The sequence below is a fragment of the Streptomyces rectiviolaceus genome (genome assembly GCF_039533825.1).
Lineage (GTDB): Bacteria > Actinomycetota > Actinomycetes > Streptomycetales > Streptomycetaceae > Streptomyces > Streptomyces rectiviolaceus.
The window spans coordinates 23,865-46,066 of sequence record NZ_BAAAUG010000200.1 but is presented as its reverse complement, the minus strand read 5'-3'; the positions used below and the strand labels follow the sequence as shown (position 1 = coordinate 46,066).

Sequence of the window (22,202 nt, the reverse complement as noted above, 5' to 3'; positions counted from 1 at the left end):
GCCAGACCGAAGACAGCGGCGCCGCGCAGAAGTGCGCGGCGCCCTGGAGTCATCTGATCCTTTTTCATGACTAATCCGTCGCATGGCGGAAGGCCGGCGCGGAACATCAACACCACGGCGGGCCGCTAAAGCACCCGATGGGACCAGCAGAAGCGAGGCGGGAACGAGAGCCGGGGGTCAGCGGCGGCGTACGAGCGGGAAGGGCAGCGTCTCCCGGATCGTCAGGCCGGTGAGGAACATGACGAGCCGGTCGACGCCGATCCCGAGCCCGCCGGTGGGCGGCATCGCGTACTCCAGGGCGTCGAGGAAGTCCTCGTCCAGTTCCATGGCCTCCGGGTCTCCCCCGGCGGCGAGCAGCGACTGCGCGGTGAGGCGACGGCGCTGCTCGACGGGGTCGGTCAACTCCGAGTAGGCGGTGCCCAGTTCGGTGCCGAAGGCGACCAGGTCCCAGCGCTCGGCGAGGCGCGGGTCGGTGCGGTGCTGCCGGGTCAGCGGGGAGACGTCGGTCGGGAAGTCCTTGTAGAAGGTGGGCAGCGTCGTCTTCTCCTCGACCAGGCGCTCGTACATCTCGAGCACGACGTCACCGCGGCCGTCATCGGGCTTGTACGGGACGTCCGCGCGGTCGCAGAGCTGGTGCAGCCGCGGCAGCGGGGTGTCCGCGTCGACCTCGTCGCCGAGCGCTTCGGAGATCGCGCCGTAGACCGTCTTGACCGGCCAGCGGCCGGAGATGTCGTGCTCGGTGAGCCGCCCGTCCGCGTCGGCCTTGCGGGCGACGGGCGCGCCGAAGGCGGCGGTGGCGGCGCCCTGGATGAGTTCGCGGGTGAGGTCGAGCATCACGTCGTAGTCGGCGAAGGCCTGGTAGGCCTCCAGCATCGTGAACTCGGGGTTGTGCTTGTAGGAGACGCCTTCGTTGCGGAAGGTGCGGCCCATCTCGAAGACCTTCTCCATGCCGCCGACGCAGAGCCGCTTCAGATACAGCTCGGGTGCGATGCGCAGATAGAGGTCGAGGTCGTAGGCGTTGATGTGGGTGGTGAACGGGCGGGCGTTGGCGCCGCCGTGGATCTGCTGGAGCATCGGGGTCTCGACCTCGAGGTAGCCGCGGTCCAACAGGCCCTGCCGCAGGGCCTGTACGGCGGTGGAGCGGGCCCGGACGACGTCGCGGGCGCCGGGGCTCGCGACCAGGTCGAGGTAGCGGCGGCGGACCTTCGCCTCGGGGTCGGCGAGTCCGCGGCGCTTGTCGGGCAGCGGGCGCAGGCACTTGCCGGTGAGCTGCCAGGCGGTGACGAAGACGGTGAGCTCGCTGTTGTCGCTGGCACCGACCGTGCCGGTGGCCGTGATGTGGTCGCCGATGTCCGTGCCGGAGGTGAAGCGGTCCAGGACGTCCGGGCCTGACCGGTCGCGGGTCAGGGCGAGTTGGCGGTCGCCGGACCAGTCGCGCAGGACCGCGAAGACGACGCCGCCGAAGTCGCGTACGAGCATGACGCGGCCCGCGACCGTGACCTGCTCCCCCGCCAGGGCGGGCGTCACTTCGGCGAGGGTGTGGGTGCGCGGCGGGAGGCCCACGGGGTAGGGGTCGACGCCGTCCGCGCGCAGCCGGTCGAGCTTGCGGTGGCGGATGCGGACCTGGTCGGGGAGCGCGGCCAGCGGATCGGCGTCCGCGGCGTCCCCGTGCCCCGCAAGGCCGAGGGCGGAGATCGGCGGGAGGCCCTCCGTGCTGGTGGGCTTGGTGACTCCCTTGGTCCCCCGGCCCTTGCCCCAGAGCTTGCGCAGCGAGGGCACGGAGACGAAGCCCTCGGCGATGCCCGACGCGAGGCTGATCCGGGCGAGGGCTCCGGCGTCGCCGTAACAGATGAAGCGGGGATACCACTCGGGGTGGTACTTCGCGTTGGAGCGGTAGAGCGCTTCGAGCTGCCACCACTTGGAGAAGAAGAGGAGCAGCCTGCGCCACAGCCGCAGGACGGGTCCTGCTCCGATGCGGGCGCCCTCCTCGAAGACCGAGCGGAAGACGGCGAAGTTCAGGGAGATGCGGCGCACCCCGAACTTGCCCGCGCCCGCGCAGAGTTCGGCGACCATGAACTCCATGACGCCGTTGGGCGCGGTAGCCCGGTCGCGGCGCATCAGATCCAGCGAGATGCCGTCCCTGCCCCAGGGGACGAGGGAGAGCAGGGCGATGAGACGCCCGTCGGCGTCCAGTGCCTCCACGAGCAGGCAGTCACCGTCCTCGGGGTCGCCGAGGCGGTCGAGCGCCATGGAGAAGCCGCGCTCGGTCTCGGTGTCCCGCCAGGCGTCCGCCTTGTCGATGATCTCCTCCATCTCCTCGTCGGTGAGGGTGGAGTGGCGGCGGATGCGGGTGGTGGCGCCGGTGCGGCGGACGCGGTTCACCGCCTGCCGGGTGACACGCATGTCACGCCCGTCCAGGTCGAACGCCGCGACCTGCAGGATCGCCTCGTCGCCGAGCTGGAGCGCGCCGAGCCCGGAGCGTGCGTACGCGGTGGCGCCCTCCTCGGACGCGCCCATCACGGCCGGGGCCCAGGCGTACTGCCGGGCCACGTCCAGCCAGGCGCCGATGGCGTGCGGCCAGGCCTCGCGGTCGCCGACGGGGTCGCCGCTTGCCAGACAGACGCCCGCCTCGACGCGGTAGGTGACGGCGGCCTTGCCGCTGGGCGAGAAGACGACGGCCTTGTCGCGCCGGGTGGCGAAGTAGCCGAGCGAGTCCTGGGCGCCGTACGTGCCGAGAAGCGCGCGGATGCGGGGCTCCTCGTCGCCGTGCAGGGCGGCTTCCATGCGCTGGGAGCGGAAGAGGGTCGCGGCGGCGTTCAGGAGGGCGAGGGCGCCGAAGAGGCCGAGCCAGAAGTGCAGGGCACGCGGGGGTCTGCCGTCGAAGTAGTCGTGGCCGGTGAAGAGCCCGCCGCAGACGCGGTTCGCGGCCCATGGCAGGGCCTCGCCGCGAGGCAACGTACCCGGGAAGAGCGCGACGAGGCCCCAGCCGACCAGGATCGCCACGGCGAGGCCCGCGACGAGCACGAGGACGGCCCGCCGGACCGCGCCGCGGCGGGAGTCCGCTGAGAACTCCTTGCGGGCCAGGACCAGGAGCACGAACGCGACGCCGCAGACGATCAGCGAAGGGAGCGAGTCCGCCCAGAAGCCCAGGGCGATGCCGAGTACGTCGAAGGCGAGCAGGAGCCCCAGATAGATGATGACCAGCCACCACGCGACCTTCTTGCGGGCTGCTGTCGCGGCGGCGAGGAGGAAGAGGAAGACGGCGTAGGCGAGGTTGGGGCTCACCGGGACCGTGAGGAGGTCCAGTACGCGGACCACCGGGCGCAGGAGGTGGCGCAGCGGGCCGATGATCGCGAGGATCGCGCAGAAGAGGCCCAGGACGCCGAAGAAGGTGGCGAATCCTTCTGGCACGTGTCTCAGGAAGCGGGCTCGCGCGCTCCGCCGCGGTGGCTCGGTGCCGGTCCTCTCCACACTGGTGCTCATGGACCGACCCTAGGAAGGGTCGGCCTGTGTCGCTCGTCGAGACGAGGCAGCCCCGCAACGGTCGGCGGAACGCCTGCCCACGACCGAAGCGGCCCGGCGGGCTCCGATAGCCTCTCGGCTGTGACTGAAGACCACTCCCACCAGTTCGAACGCGGCACCGACGGCCCGAAGGTGATCGTCGTCGGTGTCGACGGGTCGGACTCCTCGCTCCGGGCCGCGGCATATGCCGGAGGCCTGGCGCGGCGGCAGCGCGCTCTGCTCGCCGTCGTCTATGTCCAGCCGGTGATGGCCGCGGGCGCCGCCCTCGGTGCCCCGGTGGCCGAGGCGACCGATGAGATCGCCGAGAGCCTGATCACCGAGATCAGAGACGCGGCCGAGCGGGTGAAGGACATATTCGACGTGCGCTGGGAGTTCCACACCTTCCGCGGCGACCCGTACAGCGGTCTGGTCACGGCGGCGGACGATCTCAAGGCCGACGCCGTGGTCGTCGGCGCATCCGAGCAGGCGGGCCACCGGATCGTCGGCTCGGTCGCGGTGCGCCTGGTCAAGGCGGGTCGCTGGCCCGTCACCGTGGTGCCGTAAGCCGTCGCCGCCAGACTGCTGAACCCTCACAACCGCAAGAGGTGTGGCGTCTTCCGTCATGCTCACGCCTGGGCCATCATGATCCGCCATCAGCCGACTGCCGTCTGCGAAAAGGTGGAGCTCATGGCGGGACTCCGGATGGGGCACGGCGTTCTGCGCCGCAAGCCCATCGAACACATCGAAGAGACCGAAGCGGAAGCGGGTGGCGGGCTCACCCGCACGCTCGGCCTCTGGCAGCTCACCGCGATCGGCGTCGGCGGAATCATCGGCGCCGGCATCTTCACCCTCGCCGGGACGGTGGCCAACGGCACGGCCGGACCCGCCGTCCTCATCTCCTTCCTCATCGCCGGTATCGCGAGCGCGGCGGCCGCCTTCTCGTACGCCGAGTTCGCGGGCCTGATCCCGAAGGCGGGATCGGCGTACACGTACGGCTACGTGGTCCTCGGTGAACTCACCGGCTGGTTCATCGGCTGGGACCTGCTGCTCGAGTACACGGCGATCGTGGCGGTGGTCGCGATCGGCATCTCGGGCTACTTCAACTTCCTCCTCAACGACATGGGCGCGCAGTTGCCCAACTGGATGCTGGGCGCGCCCGGCACCGGCGACGGCCACAAGGTCGACCTGTTCGCCGCGGTGCTGTGCCTGCTCATCGCCTATCTGCTGACCCTCGGCATCAAGAACGCGGCGCGCTTCGAGATGGTCGTGGTCGTGCTGAAGGTCATCGTCGTGCTCGTGGTGATCGCGGTCGGGTTCTTCCACATCAACACCGGGAACTACGAGCCGTTCTTCCCCTTCGGCGTCAGCGGGGCGTTCACGGGTGCGGCCACCGTCTTCTTCGCCGTCTTCGGCTACGACGCCATGAGCACCGCCGCCGAGGAGTCCAAGGACGCGCAGCGCCACATGCCGAAGGCGATCCTCTACTCGCTCGCGATCTCGATGGTCCTGTACGTCCTGGCCTGCCTCGTCCTCACGGGCATGCAGAGCTACAAGGACATCGACCCGGAGAGCGGATTCTCCACCGCCTTCAAGTCGGTGGGCCTGGGCGGTCTCGCCGATGTCATCGCGGTCGGCGCGATCATCGGCATCCTCACCGTGATGTTCACCTTCATGCTCGGCGTCACCCGTGTGTGGTTCAGCATGTCGCGCGACGGGCTGCTGCCGAAGTGGTTCGCCAAGACCCACAAGACCCGGCACGTGCCGACGCGCGTGACGTGGATCGTCGGGTTCGCATCGGCCGCCATCGCCGGGTTCCTGCCGATCGGCGAGGCGGCCGAACTGACCAACATCGGCATCCTGTTGGCGTTCGTCGTGGTCTGCGTCGCGGTGATCGTGCTCCGCTACAAGCAGCCCGATCTGCCGCGCACGTTCCGCTGCCCCGGGATGCCGGTGGTCCCCGCCATCGGGGTCGTCTTCTCCATCTGGCTGATCACGTTCCTGCAGTGGCAGACGTGGGCGCGGTTCGCGGTGTGGTTCGCGGTCGGTCTCGTCATCTACTTCGCGTACTCGTACCGGAAGTCGGAGCTGGCCAAGACCGACCGCGTTCCCTAGCGGGGCCGCTCAGGCGGCGCTCTCGATGGACTTCTGGAATTCCCGTGCCATCTGCTCCAGGCCCTTGTTCTTCCACTCCGCCCAGAAGGGCTTCCATTCGCTCAGCTTCTTGCGGCCGCTGACGATGTCGTTGACCAGGTCGGTCGCCTCCGTCGACATGCGACCGTAGTGCTGGGTGTACGCGTCCGAGTAGTGGCCGACCGTCGGGTTCTGGATGGCGGTCTCGATGAGCTTCTGCTCCGCGGCGTACACGTCTTTGACGTCCTGGGCACGTGCCGTGCCCGGGAACGTCGACGCCACGAGCGCGAAGGGTGACGTGGTCGCCGTGGTCAGTCCGCTGAAGAGACCCTCGACCTGCTGCTTCCCCTTCTTCGAACGCTCCGGGAAGCCGTTCTTGTCGTAGGTGAAGTCCTCGCCCTCGGTGCCGAACTCGAGGAACTCACGCTCCGTGGTGCCGAACGGCGCGGCCAGGTAGTTCAGTACGCCGAGCAGCATGCGGACCCGCTTCTCGTCGCCCTTCTTGATGGCGGTGTAGCCGATCGTGCCGAGGTGGTAGTGGTGGTTCGGCTTGTTGCCGCCGGCGCCGAAGGGGATCAGGATCTCGGCGGCCTGCTCGGGGTCCTGGACGCGGGAGTCCTTCCGCGCGTTGAACGGATTGGCGAACACACAAGCCCCGATCGCCCCCTGCGCCATCTTGGTGTACGCATCGGCCATCTTGGGGTTCCCCGGGTAGAAGACCCCGGCCTTCTTCAGCTTGAGGACGAAGTTCAGGGCTTCCATGTACTCGTCGGTGTCCTGGAACCAGGTGAGCGAACCGTCCTTGTTCTGCCGCCACTTGTTGGGCGCGCCGAAACACTGGCTCATCACGCTCGCCGCGTTGACGTAGATCGGCTCGAGGGCCCAGACCTTGTCGCCCGTCACCTCCTTGCACTTGGCGAGGAACTCGTCAGGGCTTGACGCCGAGAGCCCGTCCGCCTTCTCCCAGACCTTCGGGTTGCCGCCATAGACCTGGCCGAAGGCCGGGTACGGGCTGGGCGCGCCCCAGATCTTGCCGTTGACCACGGCCGTCTTCCAGTGGGCAGGCGTCATCGCGGCGAGGTTCGGATAGTCCTTCACCGCGTCACCCGACACGTACTCAGTGATGTCCGCGCACTTGGCCTCGAGGAGTTCGGCGATGTGCTGGATGCCCTGGTTCGGCGGTATCCACATGAGGTCGGGCAGGTCGCCGCCCGCGATGACGGCGGAGAACTTCTCCTCGTAGCCGGGGTCGGTGCCCAGGATGGCCCCGAGGTCGACGCCGAGTTCCTTGCTCACCTTCTTCCAGTGGGCGTTGGAGCCCGCGGGAGTCGGCGGCTGCGTCCAGATCTCGGTCAGCAGCGTGATCTTCGACCCGTCGCCGGGGGCCTTCGGGACGCTGCGCACCAGGTCCTTGGGGTACGAAAGGAACCCTGCCGAGAGGCCCTTCGCGTTCGGCGGCAGATCGGGCTTGACCTTGCCGAAGGGAACGTACGAAGGCAGCTTCACCTTCGCCGATGCGGCCTCGCCCGTCTTCTTCGCGCCCGAGCCGCAGCCCGTCAGCGAGGTGGCGGCCGCGCCCGCCGCGACGGCGGTGGAGAGGCTGAGGAAGGTGCGTCGGGACATGCCTGTCATGGGAATCTCCGCAAAGGGTGTCAGGGGGAAGGAGGTTCAGCCCTTGATGGCGCCGGTGAGCACGCCCTTGGTGAAGTACTTCTGCAGGAACGGGAAGAGCAGCAGGATCGGGATGAGCGCGATCATGACGACGGCCATGGAGATCGACTGCTGGGGCGGCATGTGGCTGACACCGAGCTGGTCGCCCGAGATGGACTTGCCCTGGACCACGTAGGTGCGCAGGACCAGCTGGATGGGCCACTTGCCCGAGTCGTTCAGATAGAGCATCGCGTTGAAGAAGGCGTTCCAGTACGTCACCGCGTAGAAGAGGCCGACGACGGCGACGACGCCCTTGGAGAGCGGAAGGACGATGCGGGTCAGGATCCGCCAGTCGCCGGCGCCGTCGATCCGCGCCGCCTGGTAGAGCTCCTCGGGGATGTTCATGAAGAACGCACGCAGGACGACGAGGTTGAAGGCGTTGATCATGACGGGGAGGATCAACGACCAGTAGGAGTCGAGGAGTCCGAGCTCCTTGACCACCACGTACATCGGGACCATGCCGGGCACGAAGAGCAGCGTGAAGAGCACCATCAGGAGGATCGGCTTGCTGCCGGGGACGCCGCGCTTGCTGAGGCCGTACGCGAGCGCGATCGTCGTCAGGAGCGAGAGTGCCGTGCCGACGAGGGTGATCAGGACGCTGACGACGACGGCCCGGGAGACGATGCCTCCGGAGAGGATCGTGCGGTACGCCTCCAGGGTCGGGTCCGTGGGGAAGAGGACGAAGCCGCCCGCTTCGGTGATCTCCTCGCGGGAGGCCAGGCTGGTGGAGAGGACCGTGAGGAAGGGCAGGATCATCACGGCGCAGATGACGGTGATGACTACGGCCTTGGCGGCGGAGCCGATCTTCGTCGGCGGCTCTTCCCAGGCAGGGCGCTCCTCGCGGGTCCGCGGCGTGCGCAGGGGGAATCCGAAGCTGCTCATTTGCTGTACACCCCGTGCTCTCCGAAGGCGTGGGCGACCTTGTTGGCGCCGTAGATCATCAAGGCCCCGACGACGCCCTTGACCAGGCCCGCGGCGGCGCCGACGCCCCAGTCGCCGTAGACGACGCCGTGGTAGTAGATGTACGTGTCGAGGACTTCAGAGGCGCGGGCGCCGACCGCGTCGCGCTGGAGCAGGAACTGCTCGAAGCCGACGGAGAGTACGTCACCGAGGCGCAGCACGAGCAGCATGATCGTGACGCCGCGTACCGCGGGCAGGGTGACGTGCCACATGCGGCGCCAGCGTCCGGCGCCGTCGACGGCCGCCGACTCGTACAGACTCTGGTCGACGCTCGCGAGCGCCGCCAGGTAAATGATCATGCCCCAGCCGATGTCCTTCCAGATCACCTGGCCGGTGATGAGGAGCGAGAAGGTGCTGGGGTCGGTCATCACGTCCAGGGCGGACATGCCGTGGTCGCGCAGGTAGTTGCTGAAGAGGCCCGCGCCGCCGAGGACTTGCTGGAAGAGCGCGACGACCAGGACCCACGAGATGAAGTGCGGCAGATAGACGACGCTCTGCACGAACTTCTTGATGCGCGGGCTGACCAGGCTGTTGATGAGCAAGGCCAGGGCAAGGGGCGCCGGGAAGAAGAAGATCAGCTGGAGCGCGGCGAACGCCAGGGTGTTGCGGACCGCCTCCCAGAACGCCGGGTCGGCGAAGAGCTCCTGGAAGTTGGCGAGGCCCACCAGGGGGCTTTCCTTGAAGCCGATGAAGGGCTGGTAGTCCTGGAAGGCGATGACGTTGCCGAGCATCGGCACGTAGAAGAAGAACAGGAAGAAGAGCAGGCCCGGGGCCATGAGGGCGAGCATCACCCAGTTGTTCCGCAGTCGGACGCGGAGCGGGACGCGGCGGTGGCGCGGCGGTCCCGGGGACTTCGGATCCGACGTCGGATCTGACCCGGACGGTGGCGGCGACGCGGCTCGCGGCCTGCGTTGCGTTGCTGGGGATGTCACACGTACTCCCTGGCCTGGCGGCACGACGGAACAGAAAAGTGGCAGCCGACAGCCGGGGCGGCCGTCGAGAGTCGGCCAATTAAGAAGCCAACTTGCCGAAAGAGAGCCACATCATCGAAGCGTGACTCCCGCCCGTCAACCACCTTCCGGTCCTAGAGAGTTGGACTTTTCTGCGCGGCGTGATCGATGTGTTCCAGTGCGAGGCGAGCTGCCCCGATTGCGGTGGATTCCTCGCCGAGTACGGAGGTTTGGACCGTCGGCCGGTAGGGGCAGAGCGCGCCGAGCCGAGCCGCGAAAGGCTCGCTGAGCAGGGCGCCCGCACGGGAGATGCCGCCGCCGAGCACCACGGACTGCGGGTCGAGCACGGCGACGTGGCGGGCCAGGCTGTCGGCGAGAGCCTCGGCGAAGGCGCGCAGGGTGTACTTGGCCCCGCCATCACCCGCGGCGGCAGCGGTCACCACGGCGCGGGCGGCGTTCTCGCGGGTGGGCCTGTCGGCGCCCTCGTGCCCCGCGAACCAGTCCAGGAGCCGCTGGTAGCACCGCTCCCAGCCGTCGCCCGCCACCATCTCCCCCGCCGCGCCGCGGTGTCCGCGGTGCAGCTCGCCGCGGAGCCACAGGCCGATGCCGAGCCGGTTTCCGACGTACAGGTACACGCAGTCGCCGGTGCCCACCGACACTCCCCCGGTGCACTCGGCGAGGGTCGCGAGCTGGATGTCGTTGCCCACGACGACGGGACCGTGGCCCGGGTCGGCGAGTTCCCGGGTGAGGTCGAGGCCCGTCCACTGGGGCAGCGAGTCGCTCTCCACCACGCGGCCCGCCGCGTCCACCATGCCGCTGGTGCCGACGCCGGTCGCAAGCGGGCGCACATGCGCCGCGGCGGGCTGGGCGAGACAGCCCGCGATGGCCTCGCGGACGGCGTCCAGGCGCCGGTCCGCCGGGAGTTCGGGCGTGACGGCGACGCGCTGGGTGGCCACGGTGCGGCCGAGCAGGTCGGCGGCGTGCACCAGGATCTTGTGGGCGCCGATGTCCACGCCGAGGACGTGGGCCGCCTCCGCCCTGAAGCGGAATCTGCGGGCGGGCCTGCCCACGCTTCCGCTGCCCGGCGTCAGCTCCACCAGGCGGCCCTCGCGAAGCAGCTGGGCCGTGAGGTCCTGCGCCGTGGGCCGCGACACGCCGATGAGCGAGGCGAGTTCGGGCACGGTGATGTCGTCCCGCTCGCGCAGCACGCGCAGGGCGGCGGCCGCGTTGAGGCGGCGCAGCAACGACGGGTCCCCACTCTTCAAGGCGTCCCCCTTGACAGCGCGATCGGTTGATCTCCAGGGTGACCCGGAGCGATTGAGAAACTTACCTAATAAATAGCGCCCTTGGGGGAGCACAGATGGGTGAGACTGGTCATCCGGAGCTGGCATGCGGGATCGGCTCCTGGGACAACGACGTCTACGGTAACCACCGGCTGCTCGTACGCGCCGCCGCCACCGACAGCACAGCCCCGGCCGTCGCCGCCGAACTGCCGTGGCGGCGCCAGGACCCGGACCCCGGGGCGGTGGACGTGATCGTGGTCGGACCGTCCGGGGAACGCGTGCGCAACACCGTCACCGTGGAGGTCACGGACGAGGCGGGGCGCATCGCCTTCGAGCCGACGGACGGCCCGGGCACCTACGCGGTGCACTACCTGCCGTACGCGCACACGGGCAAGCCCTACTATCCGCAGGCCGCCTACCGGCCCCCGACACAGACGGCGGACCCCGGCTGGGTGCACCGCTGCGGCCTGCACGGCGCCACCGGCTGGGAGAAGCTGCCGCGCGCCGAGGCCTTCGGCTACGAGGCGGCGAGCGCGGTCGACTCCTTCGCGCCGCTGGGCTTCGCGGCCACGAGGGACGAGCGCACGCGACTCCAACAGGCCTACCCGGACGCGCGGTTCCTCCTCTACGGCGAGGACCGCGCCCATCCGCTCGGCCGCTACGAACGGCTGCCCGCACGCTGGGCGCTCGCCACGCCCTTCGCGCCGCTCGACGTCACGGCGGACCGCGGGGAGTTCTACGCGGTGCAGGTCGGTGTGTACGCGCTCCAGGAGCTGACGGACGTGCGCGCCGAGATCCGTGGGCTTCCCTTCTCCGTACGGTGCGTCAGCACGGGCGGCGTCGACGCGCGCGGCCAGGCCTTCCGGCGGCGCGTCACGGTCGGCGCGGGCCGGGCCGGGGCCCTGTGGTTCGGCGTGGAGGTTCCTGAAGAAGCTCGCCCCGGCCTCTACGAGGGGGAGATAGCCGTCGGCGCGCCCGGTGTCCCGGAGCGCGTGCTGCCACTGCGCCTCACCGTCGGACAGGATGTCGTCGCCGACGGCGGTACGGGTGAGCCGTGGCGGCTGGCCCGGCTGGGGTGGCTGGACTCGGCGCTCGCGCAGGACGACGAGCCGGTGGCGCCGTTCACCCCGGTCAAGGTCACCGCCACGGCCGCAGGACAGCGGCTGACGCTGCTCGGCCGCACGGTCGAGCTCGGCCCGGAAGGACTCCCCCGGCGGCTGATATCCACCTTCACACCGAGCGTCACACGCGCCGACGGGCCGCCTCGTGACCTGCTCGCCGCACCCGTCACCCTGGATCTCGGCCGCCCCCTGGAGCATGGTCCGCTCAGCCTGGACCGGCCGGGTCCGGCGCGGGTGCGCTGGTCGGCGCGGTCCGCAGGACAGGACGTACTCCTGCGCACCGAGGGCGAGTTGGAGGCCGACGGCTTCCTCGTGGTGCGCGCCACCGTCGAGGCGACCGCCGACACCCGGCTCGACGTGACGCTGGACGTACCGGTCCGCGAGGAGGTCGCGCGGTACGCCATGGGGCTCGGCCTGACGGGCCGTGCGTGCCCGGAGGCGTACGACTGGAGCTGGGACACGCCGACCCGCAACCAGGACGCGTTCTGGCTCGGCGACCCGGCGGCGGGGCTCCAGCTCAGCCTGCGCGACGAGCACTACGCGCGACCGCTGAACACCAACTACTACCGCGAGAAGCCCCTGCGCACACCGCGCTCCTGGGCGGGCGACGGAGCGGGCGGGGTGCGGCTGCGCACGAGCGAGGGGGCGCGCCGCCTCTCCGCCTTCAGCGGGTCGCTCGCGCTGCGCGCGGGCGAGAGCCGGTGCTTCGAGTTCCGGCTGCTCCTGACGCCGTTCAAGCCGCTCGATCCGGCGCGGCAGCTCTCCGAGCGCTACTTCCACGCGTACGCGTCACCCACGGAGATCGCCGAGTACGGCGCGAACGTCGCCAATCTGCACCATGCGACGCCGCCCAACCCGTACATCAACGACCCGCTCCTCGGCGCGGACGCCCTGCGCTCCTACACCGAGGAGGCGCACCGGCTCGGGATCCAGGTCAAGGTGTACGACACGGTGCGCGAACTGACGCGGCACACACCGGAGTTGCCGGTGCTCGCGTCGCTGGGCGACGAGATCTTCGCGCCGGGGCCCGGGGGCGGGCACGCGTGGCTGCGGGAGCATCTGGGCGGGGACTACGTGCCCGGGTGGGTGGCGCCCGACGTGGGGGACGTCGCGGTCGTCACGTCGGGCGACTCGCGGTGGCACAACTCCTACGTGAGCGGGATCGAGCGGCTGCGGCGGGTCGTCGGGGTCGACGGGCTCTACCTCGACGACGTGGCGTACGACCGGACGACCATGAAGCGGGTACGGAAGGTACTGTCCGCTTCCGGCGATGCGCCGCCGCTGGTCGACCTGCACTCGTGCAACCAGTTCCGCGAGCCGGACGGGTTCGCCTCCAGCGCCAATCTGTACGCGGAGCTGCTGCCGTACGTCGACCGGCTCTGGCTGGGCGAACTCTTCGACTACGAAGGCTCCGCCGGGGCCGATGGGGGCGATCCCGCGTACTGGCTGGTCGAGATCTCGGGCATTCCCTTCGGGCTGATGGGCGAGATGCTGGAGGGCGGCGGGAATCCCTGGCGCGGTCTTGTCTTCGGCATGACGGCGCGGGCGCCCATGACGGACGTACGGCCCTTGTGGCGGGCCTTCGACCAACTCCGTCTTCCGGAGGCGGAGATGACGGGGTGGTGGGCCACCGACGCGCCTCCGGTGCGGACCGGGCGCGACGATGTCCTCGCCACCACGTGGGAGGGGCCCGGAGGGACCGTGACGGCGCTCGCGTCCTGGGCGCGGGAGCCGGTGGACGTCGTCCTCGGCACGGCCTCGGGGCCCGTCGCCGCGTACGCTCCCGCGATCGAGGGGTTCCAGCCGGAGCGGAGGTTCGCGGAGGGTGAGGCGCTGCGGGTCGAGCCGGGGCGAGGGTGGTTGGTGCGGCTCGGGTAGGACGGCCGCCCCGGGGTTCGGGCCAGGCTGCCGAAGATGCAGCCTGGCCCGGGCCCCGGGGCGGTGAACTACGTATGGGTCTCGCGGGCGGCGTCCCGCTACTTGCCCATCACCAGGCCGTCCTTCCCCGCGCCCCGGCTCAGGACGACCCGGCGGATCCGGTCGCGGACGTCGGCGACGTCGGCGCCGCGGTCGAGCGCCGCGTTCAGGTTGGTCACGCGCCCCGTGTCCGTGTTGAACCACTGGGGGATGAACTCGGCCTTCTTGACCTCCCAGCGTCCGCCGGAGGCCGCGGGCGGGGCGAACGTGAAGCGGCCGAGCGTGCCCTGGTTGCCCCGCGGGTCGCTCTCGCCGTCGTGGTTGATCATCTCGCCGGCGATCTGGTCTCCCATGCCGTAGACGACCCAGGTCTTGTTGACCTTCTCGTACGCCTGGGGGACGTGCGCGTGCGTGCCCAGGATCAGGTCGATGTCGGGGCGGCCCCGCGTGCGGGACTCGGTGAGCTGCTTGCCCAGGCTCAGCTGGCGGCGGTCCGGGGCGTCCTGCCACTCCGTGCCCCAGTGGACCGAGACCACGACCACGTCCGCGCCCGCCTTCCGCGCGGCGCGCGCGTCCGCGATGATCCGCTCGCGCTCCATGAGGTTGACCGTCCAGGGCTTGCCCTTGGGCAGCGGATATCCGTTCGTGCCGTACGTGTACGCGAGCTGCGCCACCTTCGCGCCGCCCGCCCGCAGCCAGGCGGGGGACTTGCCCTCGGCGGCCGTGCGGCCGGAGCCCGCGTGCTTGACGCCTGCCTTGTCGAGCGCGCCGAGCGTCCGGCGCACCCCCGCGGCGCCGTCGTCGAGCGTGTGGTTGGAGGCGGTGGAGCAGGCGTCGTAGCCGGTGGCCCGCAGGGCGCGGGCGATCTGGGGCGGGGACTTGAAGCTGGGGTAGCCGGTGTAGTCGCCGTTCTCGCCGTAGACCGTCTCCATGTGACAGATCGCCAGATCGGCCTTGGACACGACGGGTTCGACCCCCTTGAGCATCGGCACGAAGTCGTAGCCGTCGCCGCCCGCGTCGGCGTTGGCCTTGCTGATGATCGAGGAGTGCGGGAGCACGTCTCCGGAGGCGACGAGCGTGAAGGCGCGCTGTGCCTCCTGCCCTCCCCCGGCCGCCGACGGCGCGGGAGGCGGAACGTCCCGATCGCCGCCCCGATCACCGCCCCGATCGCCCTCCGGGTGCTTTTCGCTCTGCTGCTTCGGATTCCGCTCCTGCGCGGGCCCCGCATTCGCCGCGCAGCCGGCGGTCGCGGTGAGAGTGGCTCCGATCATTACCGCCGCTAGAACGACTGTTCCCTGCGGTGTGCGCTGTGTCATCGACCAGGCTCCGTGAATGGGGGATATCGGCGAAACGAATCCACATTCGGACACAAGGTCGAGTCAAGCAGCAATGCCGTCATAGTCCCCGAAAAAGACTTAAATCATTCAGCCATGTGACACGAAGAACACACAGCCTCCGACCTGCGACGAAACCGAGCGCCAAGTCAAACCTCCGTAAAGCGCCTTGCTCAGAGCCCCCTTTGGGTAATCGGCTGTCCTCATCCGTGTTCCGGATTGGGGGCCAGAGGCCGGCGACGCGCACGGATCGGAGGAAGGCGAGACGGGATGCTGCACGAGAGCCGAGGAAACACGGAGGGCCCGAGTGGCGGCGAACTGGCCGTGCCGATGGCGTGGTTGTACGCCGAGTACATCGCGGACGAATTACTGCGTACCGGCGATTTGATGCCGCCGACATCTTTCGAATACCGCGCGGGGCGTGATGCTCTGGCCCTGACTATTTTCCTCTCCGACACGAATGGCGAACTGTCGGGCATCCGGGTGGTCTCCCAGCTGGAGACCTGGCTGGCCCTGACGGCCCACGACCAGCCGTGGCAGGACTGGGTCGGCGAACGGATGGCCGTGCTCTCGGCGGACGCGGTCGCCTCCGGTGAGCCCGCGCCGGACCTGGAGCTCGCCGATCTGGCGTGGCGCTGGCTCGAGGAGACGGAGCTGCTCGCGCCCGATCTGGACGCGGTGCCGGGAGGTGGTTCGCCGGGCGGCGAGGACGACGGACCCAAGGTGTGGACGGCGGCGTGGCGCCTGGGGCTGCCGCTCGGACACCTGGCGATCCATCTGTTCTGACGCCACGTGCGAGTGTTCCCGTCCCACGTCTTGAGTGATTCGGCGGTCCGCTGCGTACGGGAGGGCAGAAAACACCCCCTGTCCGACTCGTCACGCAAGGAACGCCATGAGGCCCCTGGAGCGGCATCGCGACGCCGGCGCCTACGCGCTCGGTGTGCTCGACGCGGCGGACACCTTCCGCTTCGACGACCACCTCATGGACTGCCCCACGTGCCGGGCCCTGCTGGAGGAACTCGGCCCGGCCGCCCGGCAGTTGGCGGCCTACGACCGGCTCACCCCGCCGCACGTCGAACCACTGGCCGTGCCAGGACCCGGCCTCATCGACCGGCTGCTCACCGAGTCCGGACGGCTGCACAGGGCCCGGCGCAGGCGGTGGCTGTGCGCGGTCGCGGCGAGCGTCGTACTGGCCGTCGCGGCCCCCGCGACGGCGGGGCTGCGGGCCGACGGGCCCGGCCCGGAACAGATCACGGCCCGCGACGGCCGCACCGGCGTCTCGGCGACCCTGACCGCGCGGGGCCGCGACTGGGGCACGGACATCGGGCTCCGTGTCCGCGATCCGCACGGCGGCGCCCGTGTCTGCGAGCTGATCGCCGTCGCCGCCGACGGCTCCGAGCAGACGGTGACGACATGGAAGGTGCCCGTCGGCGAGTCCGCGGGCGGGTCGTCGGGCGATCTCTCGACACGTGGCGGCGCGGCCCTGGCCCGCGAGGACATCGCCCGCTACGAGGTGCGCACCACGGACGGGCAGCACCTGCTGACCTTGCGGCGTCCCTGAACTCGCCCTCGCACGCGGCTACTTCAGGAACTTCGACATCCTCCGGTCCGCCAACGGCTTCCCGCCCGTCTGGCACGTGGGGCAGTACTGCAGCGAGGAGTCGCTGAAGGAGACCTCGCGGATGGTGTCGCCGCACACGGGGCACGGCTCGCCGGTGCGGCCGTGGACGCGCAGGCCGCTCTTCTTCTCCGCCTTGAGGCGGCCCGCCGCGACTCCGCGCGAGCGCTCCACCGCCTCGGTCAGCGTGGTCCGCAACGCCACATGCAGCCCATGGACTTCCTCCTTCGTGAGGCTCGACGTGAGCTTGAACGGTGACATGCGGGCCGCGTGCAGGATCTCGTCGCTGTACGCGTTCCCGACGCCCGCGATCAGTGTCTGGTCCCGCAACGCGCCCTTGATCTGGCGGCGTTCGCCCGACAGGAGAGCCGCGAAGCGCTCCTCGTCGAAGTCCGGGGCCAGCGGGTCGGGGCCGAGACGGGCGATGCCCGGGATCTGTGACGGGGCGTCGGTCACGTACACCGCGAGGCGTTTTTGCGTCCCCGCCTCCGTCAGGTCGAAGCCCTCCCCCGTCTCCAGGGCGACACGCAGCGCCAGGGGGCCCTTGCCGGGGCGGGGCGGGCCGTCGGGAAGGCGGTCCTTCCACTGCAGCCAGCCCGCGCGGGCGAGGTGGGTGACCAGATGCAGGCCGTCCACGTCGAGGTCGAGGAACTTGCCGTGCCGCGCCACGGCCGTGACGGTGCGGCCGTCGAGGGCGGTGAGCGGCGGTTCGTACGTCTTGAGGACGCTGACCGCCACGGGCAGCACCCGGACGATCTCGTGGCCGACCAAGTGGTCGGTGAGGAAGGCGCGCAGCGCCTCGACCTCGGGGAGTTCCGGCATCCGCTCACTCCTGATCCTGTTCCGGCGGCGCCGTCCGCTCGCCCTGATCCTGGCCTTCCCGCGCGGGCACGATGAACTCGCACCACACGCACTTGCCGGTGCCTCTCGACTCGACGCCCCACACATCCGTGAGCATGTCCACCAACAGCAACCCCCGTCCCGACACCCCCGATTCCCCCGCCTCTCTGCGGCGCGGCAGTGCGCTCGAGGAGTCCTCGACCTCGATGCGCAGCCGCCGGTCGCCGCCGCTGACGACCCGCAGGGTCACGATCGCCGCGCCGTCGGTGTGCATCAGGGCGTTGGTGATCACCTCGTCCGCCACCAGCTCGATCTCGTCAGCGCCCTCCCCGGCTCCCCAGGCGCGCACCGCGGCCCGGATCATGTGCCGGGCCTCGGCCAACGCCTCGGGATCGCCGGGGCCGACATGCTGCTGGAGACGGCCGCCGGCCCGCGGCGCGTCGATCAGGCGGCGGCGCAGGAGCAGCAGCGCCGCGTCGTCCTCGCCGCCCCGCTCGTCCACGATCTCGCAGAGCCGGTCGGCCAGCTGCTGGAGGTCGCGCGGGCCCGAGCAGGCGAGCTCGCCCAGGGCCCGCAACCCGTCGTCGAGGTCGGCGCCCGGCTCCTCGATGAGGCCGTCGGTGAAGAGCAACAGGGTCTGGCCCGCGTCGAGTTCGAAGGTGGTGACCGGGTATTCGAGACGGCCGAACTCGGCCGAGAGGCCCAGCGGGAGACCGCCGTCGACCGGCACCCTGCGGCAGCTGCCGTCGGCCTGCTGGACGAGCGGGTCGATGTGGCCCGCCCGCACCAGCTGGACCACACCCGTCGACAGATCGGCCTCCGCGTAGAGGCAGGTGGCGAAGCGGTCGGTGTCCAGCTCGTGCAGGAACCCCGAGGCGCGGGCCATGACGGTGGCGGGCGGGTGGCCCTCGGCGGCGTAGGCGCGCAGCACGATGCGCAGTTGGCCCATGACGGCCGCCGCGTGCGTGTCGTGGCCCTGTACGTCGCCGATGACCGCCCCGACCCGGCCGCCGGGCAGCGGGATCACGTCGTACCAGTCGCCGCCGATGTCCCGGCCGAGCGCGGCCGAGCGGTAGCGGACCGCGATGTCGGCGCCGGGCACACCCGGGATGGTGCGCGGCAGCATCGCCTGCTGGAGGCCCTGGGCGAGGTCCTTCTCCTGCTCGTAGAACATGGCGCGCTGCAGGCTCTGCGCGATGCCGCTGCTCAGCGCGACCAGGACGTTGCGCTCCTCCTCGGTGAAGCCGGTCTTGTCCTGGTAGAGCAGGCCGAGCACGCCGATCGGCTTGGCCTGCGCGATCAGCGGCAGATACGCGGCCGACGAGATGCCGAGCTTGTCGATGTGCGGCCACAGCTCCGGGTACGAGGCGGCGAACTCCGCCTCCGTCTCGATGAAGCGCGGCGAGAGCGTGCGCACGGCGTCGCTCATCGGATACCGCTCGTCGATCCGCGTGAACTTGGTGCCCGGCACGAAGCTGCCCTCGGGCCCCTCCGCGACCAGGCGGATCCGCCCGGCCTCGACCAGGGCCATGACCAGATTCGACGCGCCCAGGTGGGCGAGGCCGTGGGTGTCCTTGAGTACGTCGATGACGTCCCGGACGGTACGGGCGTGCGCGAGGGCCGCCGTGGTGCCCTGCACGATGCTCGTGCGCCGGCGCCGGTCCTCCTCCTCGTCGGCGCGCTGGTGCCGGGCCGTGCTGTCGCCCAGTTCCTGCGTGGCGTCGCGGACGATGCCCACGATGCGGTGCGGGCGGCCCGTCCCGTCACGGTGGATGTACCCCTGGGTGTGGGTCCAGCGCAGCCCGCCTTCGCGCAGCCGGATGCGGAAGTAGATGCCATAGGTCCGGCTGCCGTCCTTGAGCGCGTGCGAGACGTAGGCGTCCAGGCGGTGTGCCTCGACCGGCGGAACCCGTACGGCCAGGCTCGTCGGGTGGCCGTCGTACTCGTCTGCCCGCACGTCGAAGACCTCGTGGCCTGCGGCGTCCAGATGCATCAGGCCGCTGTCGAGGTCCCAGTCGAAGCAGCCTGTGCGGTTGAGCGCCAGGACCGACCGTGGTTCCGCTGGCCAGTCGTCCGGCAGTGACGTGGGCGTCATGACACTTCATGATTCTTCGCTGTCGGGCCCGAGCGCGCACGCTCAGCTCTGGAAAGTGCCGGGATCGCTGGTCAGAGGGTTGTCGGACAGGGAGGGGTCTTCCGGGACCTCAGGGACGGTCTCGTCGCCGGGGTCCTCCTGGGACGGCGGCTCCACCGTGTCGTCCTCCGGCGTGCTTGGCTCGTCCGGCGTGCTGGGCTCGCTCGACGTGGGCGTGGGCGTGGGGCAGCCCGGAGGGATCTCGGAGGGGGTGCCGATGGGCGGCTCCGCGCCCGCGTCGGGGGGCTCCGTCGGGCAGTCCGGTGAGGTGGTGCCCGGTTCGGTGGGGGTGCCGCTGTCCTCGTCCGATTCAGATTCGCTCGGACTGGGGGTTGTCGGCGTGGGCGTAGGTGTGGTGGGTGTGGGCGTAGGTGTGGGTGTGGGGCGCGGCGTGGGCACCACGCGGTCCTTGTCGCCGTCGTGGTCGCCCGTCTTCCGCTCGATCCACGTGTTGTTCACGATGTTCACGATGGTGATGTTCACGATGATCTTCGGCGCCGGTGTCACGACGATCACCTGCGCCGGGCGGTAGCCGGACCACGGCTTGCCCTGGTGGCTCGGGGTGCCCTTGAACGCGACCGGCGGCTTCAGCGGGTTCCCGCAGGCGCACCGCACGCGCGGCAGTCCCCGGTTGTCGACCAGGACCGCGGTGCCCGTCTGCAGCACGGACTGGTAGCTGGTGGCACCGCCGTCGCGGTAGCCGTGGTTGGTGACGCGGGTGTCGGCCCGCAGCACGACCGGTGTGAGACCGCGCAGGAAGCCCGGGATGTCGGCCTGGGAGATGCCCGACGCCTGGGCGAAGGCGCGGCCCTTGCCCTGGTCGGCGGTGAGGAAGCGGACCTGGGCGTCGACGTCGCAGCTGCCCACGTTCTCCGTGCCGCCGTACAGACCCGGCGTACCGCCCGACAGGGAGCGCACGCCCTGGGCGGTGGGCGAGGAGGTTCCGGTCGGCGACGGCTGCGGCGAACGGGTGACGGGCGAGGGGGGCGCCGTGGACGTCGCGGTGGAGTCGGTGAACGGATCTGGGCCCTGGGCGGCGACCGGCTGCATGAACAGTTCCGGCCCGCCGTCGGCGGAGTTCTTGTCGCCTCCGCCGGAGCAGCCTGCGACGGCGATGGCCGCGGATATCGCGAAGGCCGTCGCAAAGGTTTTGGTGGGCCTGGTGGGCACACGCACCGTGCTCTCCCGCCTGTTATCGGGCACTTTGCCCCCATTCTCTGAGGCAGCCGGAGCGTCGGCGCAAGCCGGGAGGGGGCCGGGGCCGGTTTGGGCGCAAGATGGCCTTGTGGAGTGGTTCACCGCAGATCAGTACTGGCTCGGCCGCCTCGTCTTCCAGCGGGCGCTCGCCGCGGTCTATCTCGTCGCGTTCCTGGGAGCGGCGCTGCAGTTCCGTGCCCTGATCGGGGAGCGCGGCATGCTGCCCGTGCCGCGCTACGTCGAGGGCGTGCCCTTCCGCCGGGCGCCGAGCCTCTTCCAGCTCCACTACTCGGACCGCTTCTTCGCCCTCGTCGCGTGGACGGGCTGCGCCTGCGCCCTCGCGCTGCTCGCGGGCGCCGACGGACTCCTCCCCCTGTGGGGCGGCATGCTGCTGTGGGCCGTGCCGTGGGGCCTGTATCTCTCGATCGTGAACGTGGGGCAGACCTGGTACGGCTTCGGCTGGGAGTCGCTGCTCCTGGAGGTGGGCTTCCTCGCCGTCTTCCTCGGCAATGACGAGACGGCGCCGCCGGTGCTCGTGCTCTTCCTGCTGCGCTGGGTGCTGTTCCGTGTCGAGTTCGGGGCGGGGCTGATCAAAATGCGCGGCGACGCGTGCTGGCGGGAGCTCACCTGCCTGTACTTCCACCACGAGACGCAGCCGATGCCGGGCCCGCTGAGCTGGTTCTTCCACCATCTGCCCAAGCGGGTCCACCGGATGGAGGTGGCGGCGAACCACTTCACCCAACTCGTCGTCCCTGTCCTGCTGTTCACGCCGCAGCCGATCGCGACGGCCGCGGCCTGCCTGATGATCGCCACCCAGCTGTGGCTGGTCCTTTCGGGGAACTTCTCCTGGCTGAACTGGATGACGATCGTGGTCGCCGTGTCCGTCGTGGACTTCGGGAGCGCGGGAGCGCCGTCGCGGTCGCCCGCTCCCCCGCTCTGGTACGAGGTGGTGGTCATCGCGGTGACGGCCCTGCTCCTGGGGCTGAGTTACCGGCCCGCGCGCAATCTGTTCTCGCGGCGGCAGATCATGAACTACTCCTTCGACCCGCTCCACCTCGTCAACGCCTACGGCGCGTTCGGCAGCGTCAGCCGCGTCCGCCAGGAGGTGGTCATCGAGGGCACGGCGGACGCGACACCCCGCAAGGAATCGGAGTGGCGGGAGTACGAGTTCAAGGGCAAGCCGGGCGATGTGCGCCGCTGGCCGCGGCAGTTCGCGCCGTACCACCTGCGGCTCGACTGGATGATGTGGTTCGCCGCGCTCTCCCCCGCGTACGCGCGGACGTGGTTCGGCCCGCTGGTGGAGCGGCTCCTGGACGGCGACCGGGACACGCTGCGGCTGCTGCGCCATGTCCCGTTCCCGCCGGACGCGCCTCCCGCGTACATCCGCGCCCGCCTGTACCGCTACCGCTACACGACCTGGCGTGAGCTGCGCGAGACGGGTGCCTGCTGGGAGCGGACGTACGTACGGGAGTTCCTGCCCCCTACGCGGGTCGACTCGCCGCGCTGA

General features: G+C 70.4%; 15 protein-coding genes. 6 read left to right on the top strand and 9 right to left on the bottom strand.

All coding sequences use genetic code 11. From position 1 onward, the window contains the following. Positions 1-177: 177 nt before the first annotated feature. Complete coding sequence (gene lysX / locus ABD378_RS40405; RefSeq protein WP_344529800.1) at positions 178-3,483, bottom strand: bifunctional lysylphosphatidylglycerol synthetase/lysine--tRNA ligase LysX; 3,306 nt, start codon at positions 3,481-3,483, stop codon at positions 178-180. Between the two features lie 120 nt (positions 3,484-3,603). On the opposite strand from lysX, the gene ABD378_RS40400 reads away from it, so the two are divergent. Both ABD378_RS40400 and ABD378_RS40395 read left to right on the top strand, forming a co-directional pair. Continuing rightward, a complete protein-coding gene (locus ABD378_RS40400) occupies positions 3,604-4,065 on the top strand; it encodes a universal stress protein (protein ID WP_344529798.1) in 462 nt (153 codons plus the stop codon). A gap of 123 nt (positions 4,066-4,188) precedes the next feature. Continuing rightward, positions 4,189-5,613 (top strand): amino acid permease, encoded by a 1,425-nt coding sequence (locus ABD378_RS40395; protein ID WP_344529796.1) that lies wholly within the window; start codon positions 4,189-4,191, stop codon positions 5,611-5,613. 9 nt (positions 5,614-5,622) lie between these two features. Here the strand turns inward: ABD378_RS40395 and ABD378_RS40390 are convergent, their stop codons facing one another. The 4 genes from ABD378_RS40390 to ABD378_RS40375 form a co-directional block, all read right to left on the bottom strand. Continuing rightward, positions 5,623-7,254: a type 2 periplasmic-binding domain-containing protein gene (locus ABD378_RS40390; protein WP_344529794.1), complete on the bottom strand. Its 1,632-nt coding sequence runs from the start codon at positions 7,252-7,254 to the stop codon at positions 5,623-5,625. Between the two features lie 45 nt (positions 7,255-7,299). Then, complete coding sequence (locus ABD378_RS40385) at positions 7,300-8,223, bottom strand: carbohydrate ABC transporter permease (protein WP_344529792.1); 924 nt, start codon at positions 8,221-8,223, stop codon at positions 7,300-7,302. Continuing rightward, entirely contained in the window at positions 8,220-9,077 is an 858-nt protein-coding gene (locus ABD378_RS40380) for an ABC transporter permease (RefSeq protein ID WP_344529790.1), read from the bottom strand. Before ABD378_RS40380 ends, ABD378_RS40385 begins: the two co-directional genes overlap by 4 nt. Before the next feature lie 308 nt (positions 9,078-9,385). Beyond that, positions 9,386-10,516, bottom strand: coding sequence for an ROK family protein (locus tag ABD378_RS40375; protein WP_344529788.1), 1,131 nt, complete (start codon positions 10,514-10,516; stop codon positions 9,386-9,388). 95 nt (positions 10,517-10,611) lie between these two features. Here ABD378_RS40375 and ABD378_RS40370 point away from each other — a divergent pair, with 95 nt between their 5' ends. Further along, positions 10,612-13,533, top strand: coding sequence for a glycoside hydrolase domain-containing protein (locus ABD378_RS40370; protein ID WP_344529786.1), 2,922 nt, complete (start codon positions 10,612-10,614; stop codon positions 13,531-13,533). 98 nt (positions 13,534-13,631) lie between these two features. On the opposite strand, the gene ABD378_RS40365 is transcribed toward ABD378_RS40370, so the two are convergent. Beyond that, positions 13,632-14,888 carry a CapA family protein gene (locus ABD378_RS40365; RefSeq protein ID WP_386543032.1) on the bottom strand — a complete coding sequence of 419 codons (1,257 nt, stop codon included), beginning with the start codon at positions 14,886-14,888 and terminating at the stop codon, positions 13,632-13,634. A 288-nt stretch (positions 14,889-15,176) separates the two neighbouring features. Here ABD378_RS40365 and ABD378_RS40360 point away from each other — a divergent pair, with 288 nt between their 5' ends. Next, the gene (locus ABD378_RS40360) at positions 15,177-15,692 is read left to right on the top strand and encodes a hypothetical protein (RefSeq protein ID WP_344529782.1); all 516 of its coding nucleotides are present in this window, start codon (positions 15,177-15,179) and stop codon (positions 15,690-15,692) included. A 106-nt stretch (positions 15,693-15,798) separates the two neighbouring features. Then, positions 15,799-16,467 carry a zf-HC2 domain-containing protein gene (locus ABD378_RS40355; protein WP_344529780.1) on the top strand — a complete coding sequence of 223 codons (669 nt, stop codon included), beginning with the start codon at positions 15,799-15,801 and terminating at the stop codon, positions 16,465-16,467. 18 nt (positions 16,468-16,485) lie between these two features. Here the strand turns inward: ABD378_RS40355 and ABD378_RS40350 are convergent, their stop codons facing one another. From ABD378_RS40350 to ABD378_RS40340, 3 genes are read right to left on the bottom strand one after another with little or no spacing between them, the layout of a single operon-like run. Continuing rightward, positions 16,486-17,346, bottom strand: a complete 861-nt coding sequence (locus ABD378_RS40350) for an Fpg/Nei family DNA glycosylase (protein WP_344529778.1) — start codon at positions 17,344-17,346, stop codon at positions 16,486-16,488. 4 nt (positions 17,347-17,350) lie between these two features. Beyond that, on the bottom strand, positions 17,351-19,459 hold the full coding sequence (locus ABD378_RS40345) for a SpoIIE family protein phosphatase (protein WP_344529776.1): 2,109 nt from the start codon (positions 19,457-19,459) through the stop codon (positions 17,351-17,353). Positions 19,460-19,501: 42 nt separating this feature from the next. Then, positions 19,502-20,674: a DUF6777 domain-containing protein gene (locus ABD378_RS40340; protein WP_344529774.1), complete on the bottom strand. Its 1,173-nt coding sequence runs from the start codon at positions 20,672-20,674 to the stop codon at positions 19,502-19,504. Positions 20,675-20,783: 109 nt separating this feature from the next. Between ABD378_RS40340 and ABD378_RS40335 the strand changes: the two genes are divergently transcribed. Continuing rightward, positions 20,784-22,202, top strand: coding sequence for a lipase maturation factor family protein (locus tag ABD378_RS40335; RefSeq protein WP_344529772.1), 1,419 nt, complete (start codon positions 20,784-20,786; stop codon positions 22,200-22,202).